Origin of the sequence: Sphingobacterium sp. SG20118 (assembly GCF_044740685.1) — a bacterium.
GTDB lineage: Bacteria > Bacteroidota > Bacteroidia > Sphingobacteriales > Sphingobacteriaceae > Sphingobacterium.
This window is the reverse complement of the sequence record NZ_CP172826.1, coordinates 1,117,969-1,135,158: the sequence shown is the minus strand read 5'-3', so window position 1 is coordinate 1,135,158 and position 17,190 is coordinate 1,117,969. Positions and strand designations below refer to the sequence as shown.

Annotated in this window: 14 protein-coding genes and 1 pseudogene; 4 read left to right on the top strand and 11 right to left on the bottom strand. The window is 37.5% G+C overall.

The window, feature by feature from the left end; translation table 11 throughout:
• Positions 1 to 74: 74 nt before the first annotated feature.
• The 5 genes and pseudogenes from ACFX5U_RS05260 to ACFX5U_RS05240 all read right to left on the bottom strand — a co-directional run bounded on the left by ACFX5U_RS05260 (position 75) and on the right by ACFX5U_RS05240 (position 5,834).
• A complete protein-coding gene (locus ACFX5U_RS05260) occupies positions 75 to 299 on the bottom strand; it encodes a c-type cytochrome (protein WP_400262694.1) in 225 nt (74 codons plus the stop codon).
• The gene (locus ACFX5U_RS05255; RefSeq protein WP_400263636.1) at positions 262 to 504 is read right to left on the bottom strand and encodes a hypothetical protein; all 243 of its coding nucleotides are present in this window, start codon (positions 502 to 504) and stop codon (positions 262 to 264) included. The genes ACFX5U_RS05260 and ACFX5U_RS05255 overlap by 38 nt, the downstream gene beginning before the upstream one ends.
• A gap of 159 nt (positions 505 to 663) precedes the next feature.
• Positions 664 to 2,851, bottom strand: a pseudogene (locus ACFX5U_RS05250) (glutamine synthetase III).
• A 186-nt stretch (positions 2,852 to 3,037) separates the two neighbouring features.
• Complete coding sequence (locus tag ACFX5U_RS05245; RefSeq protein WP_400262693.1) at positions 3,038 to 5,131, bottom strand: prolyl oligopeptidase family serine peptidase; 2,094 nt, start codon at positions 5,129 to 5,131, stop codon at positions 3,038 to 3,040.
• On the bottom strand, positions 5,112 to 5,834 hold the full coding sequence (locus tag ACFX5U_RS05240) for a hypothetical protein (RefSeq protein ID WP_400262692.1): 723 nt from the start codon (positions 5,832 to 5,834) through the stop codon (positions 5,112 to 5,114). The genes ACFX5U_RS05245 and ACFX5U_RS05240 overlap by 20 nt, the downstream gene beginning before the upstream one ends.
• A 141-nt stretch (positions 5,835 to 5,975) precedes the next feature.
• Here ACFX5U_RS05240 and ACFX5U_RS05235 point away from each other — a divergent pair, with 141 nt between their 5' ends.
• A complete protein-coding gene (locus tag ACFX5U_RS05235; protein WP_038696823.1) occupies positions 5,976 to 6,710 on the top strand; it encodes an SIMPL domain-containing protein in 735 nt (244 codons plus the stop codon).
• Positions 6,711 to 6,918: 208 nt separating this feature from the next.
• Entirely contained in the window at positions 6,919 to 7,425 is a 507-nt protein-coding gene (locus ACFX5U_RS05230; protein WP_038702224.1) for an ecotin family protein, read from the top strand.
• 119 nt (positions 7,426 to 7,544) lie between these two features.
• Here ACFX5U_RS05230 and ACFX5U_RS05225 read toward each other — a convergent pair whose 3' ends face one another.
• The 5 genes from ACFX5U_RS05225 to ACFX5U_RS05205 all read right to left on the bottom strand — a co-directional run bounded on the left by ACFX5U_RS05225 (position 7,545) and on the right by ACFX5U_RS05205 (position 11,919).
• Positions 7,545 to 8,378 carry a hypothetical protein gene (locus tag ACFX5U_RS05225; RefSeq protein WP_400262691.1) on the bottom strand — a complete coding sequence of 278 codons (834 nt, stop codon included), beginning with the start codon at positions 8,376 to 8,378 and terminating at the stop codon, positions 7,545 to 7,547.
• On the bottom strand, positions 8,375 to 8,758 hold the full coding sequence (locus ACFX5U_RS05220; protein WP_038696819.1) for a GntR family transcriptional regulator: 384 nt from the start codon (positions 8,756 to 8,758) through the stop codon (positions 8,375 to 8,377). The genes ACFX5U_RS05225 and ACFX5U_RS05220 overlap by 4 nt, the downstream gene beginning before the upstream one ends.
• 1 nt (position 8,759) lies before the next feature.
• Positions 8,760 to 9,578 carry a hypothetical protein gene (locus tag ACFX5U_RS05215; protein ID WP_400262690.1) on the bottom strand — a complete coding sequence of 273 codons (819 nt, stop codon included), beginning with the start codon at positions 9,576 to 9,578 and terminating at the stop codon, positions 8,760 to 8,762.
• The gene (locus tag ACFX5U_RS05210; RefSeq protein ID WP_280569664.1) at positions 9,562 to 10,353 is read right to left on the bottom strand and encodes an ABC transporter ATP-binding protein; all 792 of its coding nucleotides are present in this window, start codon (positions 10,351 to 10,353) and stop codon (positions 9,562 to 9,564) included. The genes ACFX5U_RS05215 and ACFX5U_RS05210 overlap by 17 nt, the downstream gene beginning before the upstream one ends.
• 384 nt (positions 10,354 to 10,737) lie before the next feature.
• A complete protein-coding gene (locus ACFX5U_RS05205) occupies positions 10,738 to 11,919 on the bottom strand; it encodes a thiolase family protein (RefSeq protein ID WP_400262689.1) in 1,182 nt (393 codons plus the stop codon).
• A 364-nt stretch (positions 11,920 to 12,283) separates the two neighbouring features.
• On the opposite strand from ACFX5U_RS05205, the gene ACFX5U_RS05200 reads away from it, so the two are divergent.
• Both ACFX5U_RS05200 and ACFX5U_RS05195 read left to right on the top strand, forming a co-directional pair.
• Entirely contained in the window at positions 12,284 to 13,477 is a 1,194-nt protein-coding gene (locus ACFX5U_RS05200) for an acyl-CoA dehydrogenase family protein (protein ID WP_038696808.1), read from the top strand.
• 39 nt (positions 13,478 to 13,516) lie between these two features.
• Positions 13,517 to 15,631: a 3-hydroxyacyl-CoA dehydrogenase NAD-binding domain-containing protein gene (locus ACFX5U_RS05195; protein ID WP_400262688.1), complete on the top strand. Its 2,115-nt coding sequence runs from the start codon at positions 13,517 to 13,519 to the stop codon at positions 15,629 to 15,631.
• 70 nt (positions 15,632 to 15,701) lie between these two features.
• On the opposite strand, the gene ACFX5U_RS05190 is transcribed toward ACFX5U_RS05195, so the two are convergent.
• Positions 15,702 to 17,153: a bifunctional 2-methylcitrate dehydratase/aconitate hydratase gene (locus ACFX5U_RS05190; protein WP_400262687.1), complete on the bottom strand. Its 1,452-nt coding sequence runs from the start codon at positions 17,151 to 17,153 to the stop codon at positions 15,702 to 15,704.
• Positions 17,154 to 17,190 lie beyond the last annotated feature (37 nt).

The following is a 17,190-nucleotide window of genomic DNA, read 5'->3' as shown; positions in this document are numbered from 1 at the left end:
AAATCTGGTCTCTCTCATGCTTACTTTCCTTTATTGGAAAACCAAGAAAGACTTTTAATCCATCTTCTCGTGACTTACAAACCTGCTATTTTCATTTCCGGATGTTCATTTCCATTATGGCAAGTTTTACATGAAATTGCCTTAATCTGTCCTTCCTTATTTGTTCGATGAAAATATTTTTTATTGATCTTAGCCGTCATCTTAATCATATCTCTGGCTATATTTTTATGCTTGTTGCCATCACTTGCAAAATCCAATTCTTTAGGATTCTCTTGCGATGGCGCATGGCAGAAACCCACACTTCACTCCCAAAGAGGCATTAAACTCGCGCATAATTACCTTTAACTCATCTGGAGTGGTATTTTTTGGTAATACTTTCAGATTCGTGAATTTTTCCTCTTTTTGCTTCTCCTGATGCGGAATAAAAGCACTCATAGTCATCACCGTCGCAATAACTGCTGTGACTATAGATAGTTTCCTGTATTTAATTGCAAACATCTTCATTTCTTCTTCCTTTTAAGTACTAAATTTAAGGATTGAGGAAATAAGAAACAACGACAATATGAAATTAATATGACAATACAACATATTGTTACAATAAGCCTGTAAATACTAGAAGCTACTCAAGTTGAGTAGCTTCTAGTATGTATGCTCATGTGTCGTCTAACCCATGAATAATAATTCACGCAATTTAGGCAATGGCCATTTTTGGTCATCTACAATTTTCTCTAATTTATTAACATGGTAGCGAATATCATCAAAATATGGCTTGACTAGCTCATCATAAGCAATAGATTTTTCACGCATATCCTCAATCTGATTTGCTTTTTTACGTTCTTTACGCATCTCCTCAGCCTTTTCAAGAACGGTATTTACATGTAGTGATATACGTTCTAAGAAATTCAACTGCGAGCTATAAGCTTCTTTTCCTAAACCAAGATCCTTCAAGCCTTGTACATTTTTGATCAACTCATTTTGATAGACCAAACATGCTGGAGCAATTTGATTATTAACGATTTCTTCAATAACACGTGCTTCAATCTGAAGTTTTTTGTAAAAGTTCTCTAACAATATTTCATGACGAGCTTCACTTTCGCGTCTGGTATAGATTCCTAATTTTTCAAATAAAGCTAATGCTTCTTCTTTCACATAAACATCTAAAGCTTTAGGTGTAGATTTGATATTGGATAAGCCTCTTGCTTCCGCTTCTTTCTCCCACTCTTCACTATAGCCATTTCCTTCAAAACGGATTGCTTTAGAATCTTTGATATACTTGCGGATTACATTAAGTATTGCTAAGTCTTTCTTAATACCTTTTTTGATTTGTTTGTCAACCTCTATCTTAAATTCATTCAATTGATTGGCAACAATAACATTTAACACGGTCATTGGCAATGCAGAGTTAGCAGAAGAGCCTACTGCTCTGAACTCAAATTTATTACCTGTGAATGCAAATGGAGAGGTACGGTTACGATCTGTATTATCCAATCTCAACTCGGGAACTTTAGGTATTCCATGCCATAAATTAGCTTCAGATTTCACCTTTTTAGCAACACGAGCCGACTCTACTTCTTCTAAAAGATCATCCAGTTGCGACCCTAAGAATATCGAAATAATTGCCGGAGGAGCCTCATTAGCGCCTAAGCGATGGTCATTACTTGCACTCGCAATAGATGCACGCAAAAGGTCAGCATATTCATGAACCGCTTTAATGGTATTGACAAAGAAAGTCAAGAACATCAGGTTGTTTTTTGGAGTCTTTCCTGGAGACAATAAATTTACACCTGTGTTGGTAATCAAAGACCAGTTATTGTGCTTACCCGAACCATTTACTCCACTATAAGGTTTTTCATGTAATAATATCTTAAAGTGGTGACGCAATGCAACTTGGTCCATTAGGTTTTGCAACAATTGGTTATGATCAATCGCTAAGTTCATTTCTTCGTACATAGGTGCACATTCAAATTGAGAAGGTGCTACCTCATTGTGACGTGTCTTTAATGGAATACCTAATTTTAAAGCCTCATTTTCCAAATCAACCATAAACGCTAAAACACGCTCTGGGATAGCTCCGAAATAATGATCGTCCAACTGTTGTCCTTTTGCAGACATATGGCCAAATAACGTACGTCCTGTCAATTGTAAATCGGGACGTGCATTATATAAAGAAATGTCAACTAAGAAATATTCTTGTTCAATACCTAAAGAGACATTTACTTTCGTAATCTGTTTATCAAAATATTGTGCTACTTCTGTTGAAGCCTTATCAATAGCACTGATTGCTTTTAGCAACGGTGCTTTATAATCCAATGCTTCCCCTGTATACGATACAAAAACAGTAGGAATACATAAAGTCTTGCCTGAACCTGTTTCGTAAAGGAAAGCAGGGGATGAAGTATCCCAAGCAGTGTAACCACGAGCTTCGAATGTATTACGTATACCGCCGTTAGGAAAACTGGACGCATCCGGTTTCTTGTTGGACCAATGCATCTGCTGTAAACTTTTCAATTGCATCACCATTATCATCAGGTTCAAAGAATGCATCATGTTTCTCAGCAGTAGAACCTGTCAAAGGTTGAAACCAATGTGTATAATGCGAAGCACCGTTTGATAGTGCCCAACTTTTCATTGCCTGCGAAATATGCTCTGCCAGATCACGAGAGATAGCCGAACCTTCTTCTATAGCCTGAGCCAACTCTTTATATGAGTTTTTAGGAAGGTAATCTTTCATCTTCGCAATTGAAAAAACGTTTTTTCCGTAAATTTCGGTTGCTTTTTTAGTTTCTACTTTTAGAGAAGCATTTTGGCGAGATATCGCCGCTTCAACAGATTGAAATCTTAAGTTAGACATTATATGATTGAAATTTTAAGTTTTAAACACCCCGCTATTTGACTTTCCATCAAATTACTTTGTAAAAGTATATTGTTTTCAATAAAAATTGAAATTTTTTTTCACTTTTTATTGAAAAAGTTTAAATAATTAGAATCAACAGCATAAAAAAGAGCTTATTTGTAACAAATAAGCTCTTTTTTATAACTAATCTATGGAAAAACCCCAATCTATTCCTTTTTCTTTTGCTAAAACTCCAGATTTTAACCATTTGGGAGCAGGTGCTCCTTTTAGATAATGGTCGAAAAATTGCTGTTCCCGTATTTGGATATCTTTTCTATTCTGTCTTAATAACAAATTGTGTGCATCGCCATTATAGTTTAACATCCAAACAGGTTTCTGTAGACGACGCAATGCCGTAAACATTTCTATACCTTGATACCATGGCACTGCACCATCATTATCATTGGCCATAATGACCACTGGAGTGGTAACTTTATCTAAATGGAATAAAGGTGAGTTTGCAAGATAAGCCTCTTGCCCCTCCCACAAAGTCTTTCCAATTCTACTTTGCGTATTTTCATATTGGAACTGTCGTGACATACCTGTCTGCCAGCGAATACCTCCATAAGCTGAAGTCATATTCACAACAGGCGCACCTGCCCATGCTGCTGCATACATATCTGTTGCTGTTATCAAGTGCGCCACTTGATATCCACCCCAACTTTGACCTTGGATTCCCAACTTAGCTGCATCTACCCAAGGGTACTCTGTTAATTTTTTCATACCCGAATTGATATACTCCTCAGCAGATTTACCCGGCTCACCAGTTACATAAGATATATCCGGAGCGAAAACAATATAGCCATTACTAACAAAGTATGGAATGTTCAACCGAGATGGCGTAGGTGCTGGTGCTTGATAACTATATAAGCCCTCCGTCAATTTCTCATAGAAATAAGCAATAACCGGATATTTCTTATTAGCATCAAAATCTTCAGGTTTATACAAGATCCCTTCCGCTTGATGTCCCCCAGGGGTTGTCCATTGCATCAACTCGGCCGTGCCCCAATTATAATCTGCCTGTTGCGGATTCAATGCAGTCAGCTGCTCTTCCTTTTTAAACGTATTATTATTGAGGTATAAGTCAGGACTATTGCCATAATCTTCCTTTGTATAGATTACATTTTTCTGATCTCCCGAAGCTTGCAGATTTTTAAAAACATGAGGAGCCATTATAATTACCTTAGGATCTTTTCGCTTTCCTCTTAATTCATAAAACCCATTTTCTTTTGTCGCCTCATTAAATGCCGTCAAAATATTCTGCAAACGATTATCTAGTGTATTTGATTTTCTATAGCTGTTGTGTACATGAAGCAGATTTTTATAGCGTAACACTGTGCTTGATGCGCGACCATAACCGTTCGTAGCAATATATTTATCAGATCCGTCTAAAGCAAAATACCAAATATCGTACTTGTCATATACATATACCCCCTTATTATCGGATCCCCAAGCTGCCATACCATAGCCACTCGGCTTAGCTGGCATATCGTTATCTTCATCGACAAAGGATACTGGTAACCCTTCATTCAATAAGGTTACTTTTTTCGAAGCGATACGATACGAGTACCAATTGCCATTTTCTTGATTAAAATAAAGAACAAATTGACCATCTGGCGATAACACCGCTTGCCCAGCTAAATTCTCAACCACCATTTGACGAGCCCCTGTTACCGTGGATACCACATAGACATCTTGTTTACTTTGATAGTCCCATTGTGTCGCTATTCTTCTACCAAAGTCGGTCGTCGCCAATACATACTCTTGATCGGCTTCAATAGTTGTTCGCACCGGATTGAATTTTTCATCAACCAAAGGGATCACGCGATTCACTTGTTGTGGGTAATAAACACTTAAATAGCTTTGAGCAAGATCCTTTTTCAAATTCACCAATTGCTGTGGTTGCAAATAATCATCTTGCCAATGCCATACATCTACTTTTGCATGTTCAAAATCCACCAAGGTAGTATCCCTAACACGTGGTATTGGTGCCAATCCTAAAAATAGCTTTTGACCATTTTTACTGAATTTCAAATCTCCATCACCGCTTACAGCCCAATTAGCAGGCATGCCTGCCGTATTTTTTTGAACCACAAGCTGTGCAGAATCAAGCTGGGAGGTATAATAGTAAAGATTAAAATCCTTTAACAAAGACTTTTCCGCACTCTTATCTGCTAAATAAACCAACTGATTTCCCTGATCATCAAATGTAAAGTTCTTATAAGTTTCCTCGACCATTCGTAATCTTCTTAAGGGCTTTATTTGTTAAATCATACAAATAAACACCCGCAATAGTCGAAGTCGAATCTTTTGCTTCTGCTTTTTTAGTAAACACCAATTTGCTACCCAATCTATTGAAGGCATATTGATCCACATGTTGGAAGTTAACCGTATCCCCTGTTACGAAGTCAAAAAGATGTAATGTACTGATTTTGCTTATTTTCTTACTTTTACCAGCTGTGGTATCGGATGGGGTAGTTTTGCTATCCGTCAAAAAACTAAAATGAGCTGATCCTTCTTCTGCCATTTTATATGACTTGACATCCGCAAACTTCAAAAGATGCCCTGTAGCAATGGTATAGATGGCAAGAGAATCCTTCGGCATATCATCTGCTTTCTTCTTCTTGATCTTGGCTTGACGCGTATCGTCAAATTTTGGTTTTATTAAAGAAACAACATGTGTTTCATCATTTGTCATGCTTGCATTATACCCTCTAGGCAGTGACAATAGCGCTTTATTTATATTATCCTTTAAATAAAATACACCATCACCCTCTTGAGGCAAGATCTGATAAGAGATGTATTTTCCACTCGCACTTATTTCACTTGCATTTAAACTTTGCCAACCATCATAAACAGTGTGGTTAAGCGGTTGTTTTTGAGCAAACAACACCGTTCCCTGCAATGCAAATAATCCTATAAAAATGATCCTTTTATTCATTATTTATCAATATATCAACAATCTGATTCAAAAAAAATGCAAATTATCCATTTATATCCAAAAAAGGATTGTTTTTTGGTATCATGATTGCTACATTGTAGACTGTATTATACATTTAGATAACCTTTTTATAAAATAATCATGAAATATAATCCAATCATAATAGCCCTAATTGCTGGTTTAGTTATTATTATTTCTACAAGTCTTTTTAGTAATGCATATCGGTATAAATTTAAATCATCGCAAACGATTACTGTTAATGGAAATGCTAAAAAAGATTTTGAATCTGATTTAGTGAAGTGGAATGCGACCTACAGTCGTAAGAATTTCGATTTAAAAGGCGCCTCCGACCAGTTAGCTGAAGATCGTGAACTGGTTCGTAAGTTTTTAATTTCACAAGGTTTGAAATCGGAAGAAATTAGATTTGAAGCCGTGAATATCAACAAAGATTTTGAATACCATACCGATGAAAAAGGAAGTAGCTACAATACATTTTCAGGTTATACACTGTCACAAAGTGTAGGAGTAGAATCTCGAGACCTCAATAAAGTGGACGATGCATCTCGCGAAATCTCCACATTGATATCTCAAGGATTAGAATTAAGCTCGAGTACACCAAATTACTATTACTCCAAATTAGAAGATTTAAAGCTGGAACTCATTTCACAAGCTTCTAAAAATGCACACCAAAGAGCAGAAAACATTGCTAATGAATCAAGCTCCTCTTTGGGCCCACTGGTCAAAGCTGATTTAGGAGTTTTCCAGATTACTGGTCAAAATGATAATGAGGAATATTCTTATGGCGGCGCTTTTAATACCACTTCTAGAAAAAAAACAGCGAACATTACTGTAAAAGCGAGCTTTTTACCTAAATAATCTAAACAAATGATTGATTAAAGCTATAAAAAATAGAAACTAGAGCTTCATAATTCAACAAAAAACAAAATGCAACAGCTTATTTACCAAACCAATAACACTATTTCTAACATCAGAACCAATTTTTTAGGACAAAAAAATAGATTATTGACTAAACCTATCGCTTGAATATCGCTCTAATCATATATACATGATAAAAACAAAATATATGAAAAAGTTGATGTTACAAACAGGAATGATCGTTGCTACTTTATTATTCTCCATATCTGCCATGGCACAAACTTTACTTAAACAAGATGTAAATGTATTTCCAGCGCCAGAAAAAGGCATGGTAAAATATGTCATTGAAGTTCCTCATGCTGGAATAGCAGCTGACAACAACAAGAAAATTGAATTCTTTGCAGGTAAATATATGGAAACAGATGCCTGTAATACGTATTTCCTTTCTGGGGAATTTGAAGAGAAAAATTTAGAAGGTTGGGGCTATAATTATTATGTTTTCAAAACAAATGGAAATGTTGGAATGACCCAAATGCTATGTGAAGGTGAAAAGAAGAACACATTTGTACAAGCTAAATCTATTGTATCGGACTACAATGGCAGAATGCCTATTGTAATTTATGCTCCAGAGGGCTATGAAGTAAAATTTAAAATCTATAAAGCCGAACCAGAAACTTATCAAGCTGCGCAGGTTACAGTAAAAAAGGCTAAATAACGCGACGCTATATAAACTAAAAATCGCTCTTCAATTAAATTTGAAGAGCGATTTTTTTTAGGAATACTGTAAACCTATGTTTACAAGCATAATATATTACATATAGACTGAGTAGTCCATTATTTTATTATCTTACGTAATAGTGAAACAGGGAGATCTGTTTTCGTTTCTTGAGACAGTTGCCCTTCTATATTTTCCACTTGAAGATTACCCAAACCTATCGAAGTATTTCCGACAGTTTTCAAATTCAAAAACTTCAATTTGGCATCTGGATTTTCCCCTGAAAAATTTACCTTAGAGTCTTTGGCTTGAATGAATACGTCTTCATAATTTTGCTTGGCTATATTCACATCGCTACTATCTAGATCCAATGTCAACTGATCAAGATTAAATGATTGTTGCCGATCGCCACTGATAAGCGAATTTTTCAATCGTAAGGAAAGAGCATTTATCTGCACATTTGAATCAAAAGTAAAATCTTCAATCTTATTCCCGAATATTTCCAATTGGTCGCACTGTCCTGAAAAATTATTGACACGAACTTCAGATAGTTCTATTTGTTTAATATCTGGGGTAAATATATATATCCGTTTATAATAGGATTTCGCATTATCCGTCAGTTCAATGTTCAACTGACCGTTGCCATCAACAGCGACAAGTACTTCACGCTCACTATTTTTATCCACTTTAACCGCATATTGATCACTTTTCACAATAAACAAAGCGATTGCTCCTTTTTGGTTTCCATTAATTTTCAAATTGCGAAAGCTATTGGTATGATACGTTTTCAGATAAGTATCCTCACTTTTGGGGTCATTTCCCTCTTTGCGAAGAATCTCCTCATACACTTTTGAATCGACCCTATTATCACCTGCGATATATGAAGTCATGACTATTGGAATAACAAAGAATGTTATTCCCAAGCCTATCAGTATTTTACTACTCAATTTCATGATTCGTTATTTTTAAAATTTTGTTCGATAAAAGCTTGATAACGTTGTTTTAGTTCGTCCAAACTAATTTCTAATAAATAAATATTTCTAAAAAATGGAAAAAGATCCTCTTCAAGGAAGACGGCTTTCCGATATTCCTTTACGTTTTTCACAGAGGCTTCGGTCACAAAAAAACCTACCCCACGTTTATTGACGACAATTTCCTTCTGTTGCAGTAGGTCATAAGTTCGCATCACCGTATTTGGATTAACTTCCAATTGTACTGCAAGTTCACGTACTGAGGGAATCTTATCATCTACCTTCCATTTTCCCAATAATATATGATCACATACATATGCTGCAATCTGTAGATAAATGGCTTTATTTGCGCTAAAATCCATTTTAAACCTCCTTTTCCTTCAATCTCAAGAATGCTAATCCCCAAAAAATCAATGTTAACACTATTCCAATCACAAGGAGAATTTCCAAAACATTGTTCTTGTCATGAAAATAACCAGTGCTATTACCCAAGCCAATAGTATTATCTGTTCTTAATTTCATTACATAAGCAAATGTAAGTCCCCAAATGGCTATATATACAATCATAGTAATGGCTGTTTTAATGTATTGATAATTTTGATAAGCAATTGAACCCAATAAAAATAGGGCATTTAATAAAAACGGTAGAAAATAAAAATAAGGCAAGAATTCCGATTTCTCCAATTGAAAGAAGTAAATCCAATTGTCGTTCATCAACTTACCTCCAGAATCGTCCATAATGGTGGTAATAGAAGATCCCGTACTTCTTAGATGGGAAACGAAAGCAAGATCAACTAAGAAGAATAACAAGAAATAAGCCGACAAGCTAACAATGACGGTATAAAAAATAGAGGTAAGGAATTTTTCCAAACGGGAGGCAGGAATCATCAATTCAAAAATAGCCTTTGTTTTTTGTCCTAGATTAGAAAAATAACTACCCGAAATAACCGTAATGAAAAACAAGCCTAGAATACAAAATAAGGGTGTACGAAAACTAAAGAGATTTTCCCCTATATTGTTACCAACTTTTAATTCTACAAAATATTTATAGCAATTAAATCCATAAAATGCGATAAAAATACCAGCTAAAATAACCAAAGACATCAGGTAGATACGTCCCACAGAGACCCATTGTCGGCGAATCAATGCGCATAAGCGATTAAAATTAAATACGTTCGACATCTTCTGTAACATTTAAAAGGTTTGTAATCAATTCTTTCTTCTGCAAAACTGCATTAAACAAGATTTCTAAATCTAATTTAGAGTCTTCGCCCAATGTATTCAACTGTATCGTATTAAAGCCACCTAATGCTGGTTCAGCATAGAGTACTTGATCATCAAGTGCATGCATTTTTTTAAAGCATATGCGATCCGTTATGGTATTGACATCGGCATTTAATACCACTCTGTGCTCATCCAGTAGAATGACAGCATCGATCAGGTTATCTAAATCACGCACCTGATGTGTCGATATAACCACACAACGTTCGTCTGAAATAGCGGAAGCCATAATCTTACGGAACTGAACCTTGGAAGGGATATCGAGACCATTAGTGGGCTCATCCATAATCATGATTTTCGTATTTGAAGCCAAACCGAATGAGATGATATACTTCTTCTTTTGTCCGTAGCTCATATCCGCCAGCTTCTGTTCAATTGGAATCTCAAACTCATGAATCAATTCGCTGAAATACTGATGATCAAACTTTGGATAAAAGCTCGCATTCGATTTGACAAAAGATGCGGATTTCACCGCTGGTAAATGAAATTCCTCAGGAATAAAACTTATTTCCTGAAGCAAAGCAGGTTCGCGATTGCAAGGATCGAAATGCAACACTTCAATCGTACCACTTACAGGATAGACCAAGCCGGCCATATTCTTCAGTAAGGTTGATTTGCCTGCACCATTTTTCCCCAGTAAACCATAAATATGTCCCTCCTTTAATTCAAGGTTCATATTTTTAAATAATGGTCGCTTCTTACTGTAGCTGAAATTTAGGTTTTTAATAGTTATCATACTACTGTATTATTTAATTAACACACTAATATAGAAAGGAAAACTGAGAAAGCAAATTATTTTATATTTTTTTATTTTGAGCTTTACCTAAACAAAAGAAATTCAGGAATAGGAATGATCGCTCATACCTAAAAGAAACGACCGTATCTCAAAATATGAGTACGGCCGTTTTATCCTTATTTACAAGTAGATATTTATGCTAAAACTTCGATTAATCAATCATAAAATCCATTCGAGATACACGATTATATGTTTTATAGTTTGTCATTTGCGGTTTCCTAATAAAAAAAAACCTGACACGATATCGAAAGAAAGGATGGTTTATTAACTACATTTTTTTATAATCATCGCTGAGGCACCTCCCCCGCCATTACATATCGCTGCTAATCCATACTGCCCTGCTTCTTGTTCCAGCACACTGGTTAAAGTAACAAGAATACGAGCCCCTGAACACCCAAGTGGATGTCCTAAAGAAACGGCTCCACCATATACATTTAATTTTTCTAAGGGAATATCCAATATACGTGCATTGGCCAGGGCTACGACAGAGAATGCTTCATTAAATTCAAAAAAATCAATATCTGAAATAGAAAGGTTAGCTTTCTTCAATACTTTTTCCACCGCAATACTAGGTGTTGTTGTGAACCATTTGGGTTCCTGCTCCGCATCTGCATAAGCTACAATTTCGGCTAAAGGCTTTAGACCTAATGCTTCCATTTTTTCACCAGACATCAACAATAATGCAGCAGCCCCATCACTTAATGTAGAAGCGTTTGCGGCTGTAATGGTACCTCCTACTTGGAAGGCTGGTTTTAAACCGTATATCTTATCAAAATTTACCTGCGCAAATTCTTCATCTTGCTTGACAATTTGTTCACCTTTACGGGTCGAAATGGTTACAGCAGTCACCTCTTTATCAAACTTCCCTTGCTCCCAAGCATCACGACTTCGTGTATATGAAGACACAGCATATGCATCTTGCTCTTCGCGACTTACGCCGTACTTCGTAGCACAGAGCTCCGCAAAAACTCCCATAGCTTCCTGTGAATAGGCATCAGAGAGTCCATCTTTTTGTACACCATCCACCAAGGTCTGATGGCCATACTTCGTCCCCCAGCGTGCAGCAGGTACATAATAAGGTACATTGCTCATACTCTCCATACCGCCAGCAATGACGACCTCAGCATCGCCCAATAAGATAGCCTGAGCTGCCCATGCTACCGCTTTCATACCACTGGCACAGACCTTATTAATAGTTGTTGCCACTACATGGTCCGGTAAACCTGCAAATTTACATACCTGACGAGCAGGGGCCTGCCCAAGGTCTGCCTGCAAAACACAACCCATCAACACTTCGTCCACTTCTGCTGCATCAAAACTAACTTCTTTCAAAAGAGCAGAAACAACTTCAACGCCCAATTTCGTTGCGCTCAATGTGGACAATCCCCCACCAAAGCTTCCTATGGCGGTTCGTTGCGCCGCGACAATAAATACTTGTTTATTCATCGTTTATAATTTGGTTATTTATGCTACTAGTCCCCTTTCAACTTAAAATTAGTTACGGTATACAGAATTTAAATCTCTTTAGACTCCTGTATCCAGCATGAAGGTAATAGCGTTATCATGAATTCAGATTAAAGGTACAAAAATTAGCAAACAGTAAATCAATTGCATATGTACTTATTTTAGATTAAGTAAAAAAAAGTAGTTTTAAACGCTAAATACAGCAAACTACTTGATTTAAAAACACTTTCACATAATTTTAACCTTTAAATAGGTGAAAAAATCAGCTTTTTAATTTAATTTCGTCTCAATCCTATCCTTTCACCAAAAGCGAATAGGAAATTATAACCAATATAAATGATAGCATATGCAAGCAACACAACTTACAGTTGAGCATCACGTATTTCGCGAAAGTTTAAGAGCATTCATCCGTAGAGAAATTCTACCGAATATCGACCGTTGGGAGGAAGAAGGACAAATCGATCGTTCTATTTGGAAAAAGATGGGTGATATGGGCTTTATGGGGCTCAACTACCCTGAAACTTACGGTGGACTAGATCTGGACTTTTATTACTCCATGATCTTTTGTGAAGAACTCTCCCACTGTTTCTCTGGAGGATTTACCATTACAGCCTTGGTCATTCAGTACATGTCTGCTCCGTATCTATTGAAACATGCATCTGAAGAATTGAAACGGCATTACTTAAGCGGCGTTATTGCTGGTGATTTAATCAGTGCCGTTGCCATCACTGAACCTGGTGCCGGTTCGGATATTCAGCATATCAAAACTTCAGCGATCCGCGAAGGTGATCATTACATCGTCAATGGTTCTAAAACCTTCATTACAAATGGATATTATGGTGATTTCTTTATTACCGCAGTTAAAACTGACCCCACCAAGGGTAGTAAAGGAATCAGTCTTCTTCTGATTGACCGACATGCCATAGGCGTGAGTGCAACAAAAATCAATAAAATGGGTTGGCATGCCTCAGACACCGCAGAATTAGGCTTTGATCAGGTGAAAGTGCCCGTTTCTCATTTAATTGGTAAAGAAGGGGCTGGTTTTGCTTATTTAATGGGCGGCTTGCAGTTGGAACGATTGACCGCAGCTATACAAGGTATAGCAACGGCAGATTCGGCGCTACAATATACCATGGAGTATATCAATAAACGAGAAGCTTTTAAGCAAAAGATTCAAGATTTTCAAGTAATCCGGCATCGCGTAGCCCAAATGGTCGCTAATATCGCCACCACAAAAGCCTTTGTCTATTCCTGTTGTGATCTACAACAATGGGGGCAATATGCTGTGCAGGAATGTTCCATTGCCAAATTACAAGCAAGTGAGCTGGCCATAAGCGTGGTCCATCAATGTTTCCAACTCTTTGGCGGTTATGGTTTTACAGAGGACTTTAAAATTGCGCGTTTATACCGTGATGTTCGAGTAGGCACCATAATTGGAGGTACATCAGAAATTATGTTGGAAATAATTGCCAAAATGACCATTGATAAGGTCAATTATCAACCAAAATCCGACACCACTATTCCTTCAAAGGAAATATGATAAATATTTAATGCTCAACTTTTTTATAAAATAGTTACAATGGATATAGCAAAAAATGCAAATTTAACTCATTTCCTACACGAGCAGGATGAAAGAGGCATTGTATTGATTAGCCCTAAGCCCGATAACGAAAACAGCGATTGTCTTGACCATTTAGAGGAATTTGTGGCGCTAGTTAAAGAACAAATTGCACAGTCCGAGGTCATAGGAATAATATTCAAAAGCCCTTTTACTAAACAAACAATTGAATACAAAACATTTCTTTATCAAGCAAAGCAGGAAAAGAGATTCAAACAACGTCTTACAGCCATACTCCGTCAATTCCAGTCATTACAACAACAACAAAAGCAAATCGTAGGCCTTATAGACGACGATTGTTTCAGTATATCACTTTCTATGATGCTCTGGGCACATTATCGTGTTGGGTTAAATCAAGTGAAATTGGGATTCCCAGAGTCCAAATACGGAATTTTCCCAGGATTTGGAGCAACGACACAAATAGCAACATCACTTAAATTAGAAGACGCCCTTCCCTTACTCATACAGGGGAAACTAATTTCCGCTGAAAAGGCAAAAGCCCTAGGTCTTATTCATCAGCTCGCTCCGAATACAAACGACGCCATCTTTCTAGCGAAAGAATGGATCGTAAAAAACCGCAATAATACAGCATCCAGACAAGCTGTTACTTGGGATGAAAACACGTGGAAAAAGGAATCTGAAACAGTTAGAAAGCGATACGGTGGACTCACACCAGGAATCAACGCATGTCTTGATTTAATTTATGAAAGTGCGAGACATTCAAAAATGGAAATCTTGGAAAGGGAGGTGGAATACTATGTGGAGATTCTTAATAACCCAAAAACTTGGAGTATGGTACGTACACAGTTTTATGGTATACAAGAAGCAAGTAACCCATCGCAAGTTCAAGATGAAAACACATACCAACTAAATCGATTAGCGGTATTAGGGGCCGGCATGATGGGTGCTGGAATTGCTTTTGAAGCAGCGCGGTCGGGAGTAGATGTTATCTTAAAAGATGTGACGATACAACAAGCAGAACAAGGAAAAGCATATGCAGAAAAGGTCAGCTCAAAATTGGTGGAACAGGGAAAAATGAACGAAAAAAAAAGACAAATACTCCTTTCCCATATTCACCCGACAGATCAACTGAACGATATTGGCGCAGTAGACCTCATTATTGAGGCGGTTTTTGAAGATAAGAAGCTAAAAGAAATAGTCAGTACCGAAACGTTACCTTTTCTTACAAAGGAAGGCTTTTTCGCTTCCAATACTACTTCCCTACCTATAAGCGAACTTGCAGAAGTAAGTGCTAAACCCGAGAACTTCATCGGTATGCATTTTTTTTCACCAGTAGATAGGATGGCATTGGTAGAAATAATCAGAGGGAAGCAAACCAGCGAACTAACCTTATCCAAAGCGCTACAAGTCACCAGACAACTGGGTAAAATTCCTATTGTTGTTCACGATGGTCCCGCATTTTTCACTTCCCGCATATTCTTTAATTATTTATTGGAAGCAGTAACGATGTTATTGGAAGGTATTCCTGCTTCAGTAATAGATGAACAGGCACGACATATTGGATTTGCTGTGGGACCATTGACTGTACTTGATGAAATTTCTCTTCCTCTTATGCTACATGTCTACGACCAATTGCCCAGTCAGCACAGTAGTCAACAACGTTGTTACAGATATATAAAGAAGCTGGTAGATGCGGGTCGCCAGGGACGAAAGTCGGGTCGAGGTTTTTATGATTACGACACCTTATCTAGGAATAAAACGGTTTGGCAAGATGGAAGTTTAGGAACTTTATCGACCATACCCGATAAAGAACATATTCAAAACAGACTATTACATGTGATGGCATTGGACAGCTACCGCTGTCTAGCTGAGGGCGTGTTAGACCGTCCCATCGATGGCGATATAGGAGCTACTTTAGGTATCGGGTACCCGATACATACCGGTGGTGTATTTGCACACATGGATCAAGTTGGACTTCAAAAATTTGTACAAGAATGCGAGTCCTTTGCTAATTTCGGAGAACAATGGATCATTCCAGCATCACTATCTCAACGTGCACAAGAGCACTTTACTTTTTACAATGGATTCGAGTCGAATTGGCCATCCGTAACTTAAAGGAAATTAACTAGGCTGCTCTATGGTTTAATATAGAGCAGCCTAGTTATCCCTCAATTACGAATTCACGCTATAAGGTCATCAGATCAACCAATTTATTGACATCCATAGCAACAAATGTATCGTAATCCAATGTCGCATTTAGAATTTGTTTTTGTTGGCTTTCGGTAAATATTCGAGCCAGATTTATCCGATATTTTTCAATTAATTTAGGAATTCCCTCTTCCCGACGACGAGGATGACCGATAGGGTATTCCACCAATACTTCTGCCAATATGGTTCCATCATTAAGTGTTACCGTCAGCCCATTTGCAATAGCTCTCTTTTCTGGATTATGGTAATCTTCGGTAAATTTTAGATCCTCAACACATTTAATTTTATTGCGCAATACATCAATACGCGGATCTTTTGCGACCTGATCTTCATAATCTTCAGCGGTCAACCTTCCGAATAATAGGGGAACAGCAACCATGTATTGGAGACAATGATCACGATCTGCAGGATTATGCAAAGGTCCCCGCTTATCGATGATTCGTATAGCAGCGTCATGGGTACGAATGTAAATATGTGCAATATCTTCAGCTGTTTTACCAATTGCAAGAAGTTGTTCATGGAGCTGCATGGCAGCCTCTACGGCAGTTTGTGCGTGAAATTCTGCTGGAAATGAAATTTTGAACAATACATTTTCCATCACGTACGAACCATATGGTCGCTGAAATTTGAATGTTTGTCCTTTAAAGGACACATCATAAAAACCCCATACAGGTGCAGACAATACAGATGGGTATCCCATCTCACCTGTTTGCGCTATCAAAGCTAAACGGACCGCACGTGAGGTTGCATCTCCGGCCGCCCAGGATTTTCGGCTTCCTGTATTTGGTGCATGACGGTATGTCCTAAGTGCCTGCCCATCTACGAAAGCTAATGAAATAGCATTGATCAATTCATCCCGGCTAAGTCCTAGCAATTTACCAACAACTGCTGTTGAAGCAACTTTCACTAAGATAACATGGTCCAAACCTACTTTATTAAAAGAATTTTCCAATGCCAATATCCCTTGTATTTCATGAGCCATGACCATCGCTTCCAATACTTCTTTCGCTTTCAATGGTTTTTCGCCATTAGCACTTCGGGTCCTACTCAACCAATCGGCAGTTGCTAAGATTCCGCCCAAATTATCTGAAGGGTGCCCCCACTCCGCGGCCAACCAAGTATCATTAAAGTCCAACCATCTAATGATTGTCCCAATATTAAATGCAGCTTGAATGGGATCTAATTGGTAAGCAGTACCGGGTATTTTAGCACCGTTAGGCACCATAGTACCCGCAACAACTGGACCTAGGAGTTTTGTACAAGCTGGATAGGTCAATGCTTCAAAACCACAGCCTAGCGTATCCAAAAAACAATAAAATGCCGTCTTCCAGGCAACTGTACTCTCCACTTTGTAATGGAGTACATAATCGGCGATATCCGTTAGTACCCGATCTGCTTGTGGTCTCTCATTCGAAATTAGTGATGCCATATTGATTTCCTAAAACTATAAGTATATATTATCGTGA

What these genes read in the sequence shown, in the direction of transcription:
- ACFX5U_RS05255 (WP_400263636.1), bottom strand. Translation starts at nt 504, where the DNA reads ATGAAGATGTTTGCAATTAAATACAGGAAACTATCTATAGTCACAGCA.
- ACFX5U_RS05245 (WP_400262693.1), bottom strand. Translation starts at nt 5,131, where the DNA reads ATGGTCGAGGAAACTTATAAGAACTTTACATTTGATGATCAGGGAAAT.
- ACFX5U_RS05240 (WP_400262692.1), bottom strand. Translation starts at nt 5,834, where the DNA reads ATGAATAAAAGGATCATTTTTATAGGATTATTTGCATTGCAGGGAACG.
- ACFX5U_RS05235 (WP_038696823.1), top strand. Translation starts at nt 5,976, where the DNA reads ATGAAATATAATCCAATCATAATAGCCCTAATTGCTGGTTTAGTTATT.
- ACFX5U_RS05230 (WP_038702224.1), top strand. Translation starts at nt 6,919, where the DNA reads ATGAAAAAGTTGATGTTACAAACAGGAATGATCGTTGCTACTTTATTA.
- ACFX5U_RS05225 (WP_400262691.1), bottom strand. Translation starts at nt 8,378, where the DNA reads ATGAAATTGAGTAGTAAAATACTGATAGGCTTGGGAATAACATTCTTT.
- ACFX5U_RS05220 (WP_038696819.1), bottom strand. Translation starts at nt 8,758, where the DNA reads ATGGATTTTAGCGCAAATAAAGCCATTTATCTACAGATTGCAGCATAT.
- ACFX5U_RS05215 (WP_400262690.1), bottom strand. Translation starts at nt 9,578, where the DNA reads ATGTCGAACGTATTTAATTTTAATCGCTTATGCGCATTGATTCGCCGA.
- ACFX5U_RS05210 (WP_280569664.1), bottom strand. Translation starts at nt 10,353, where the DNA reads ATGAACCTTGAATTAAAGGAGGGACATATTTATGGTTTACTGGGGAAA.
- ACFX5U_RS05205 (WP_400262689.1), bottom strand. Translation starts at nt 11,919, where the DNA reads ATGAATAAACAAGTATTTATTGTCGCGGCGCAACGAACCGCCATAGGA.
- ACFX5U_RS05200 (WP_038696808.1), top strand. Translation starts at nt 12,284, where the DNA reads ATGCAAGCAACACAACTTACAGTTGAGCATCACGTATTTCGCGAAAGT.
- ACFX5U_RS05195 (WP_400262688.1), top strand. Translation starts at nt 13,517, where the DNA reads ATGGATATAGCAAAAAATGCAAATTTAACTCATTTCCTACACGAGCAG.
- ACFX5U_RS05190 (WP_400262687.1), bottom strand. Translation starts at nt 17,153, where the DNA reads ATGGCATCACTAATTTCGAATGAGAGACCACAAGCAGATCGGGTACTA.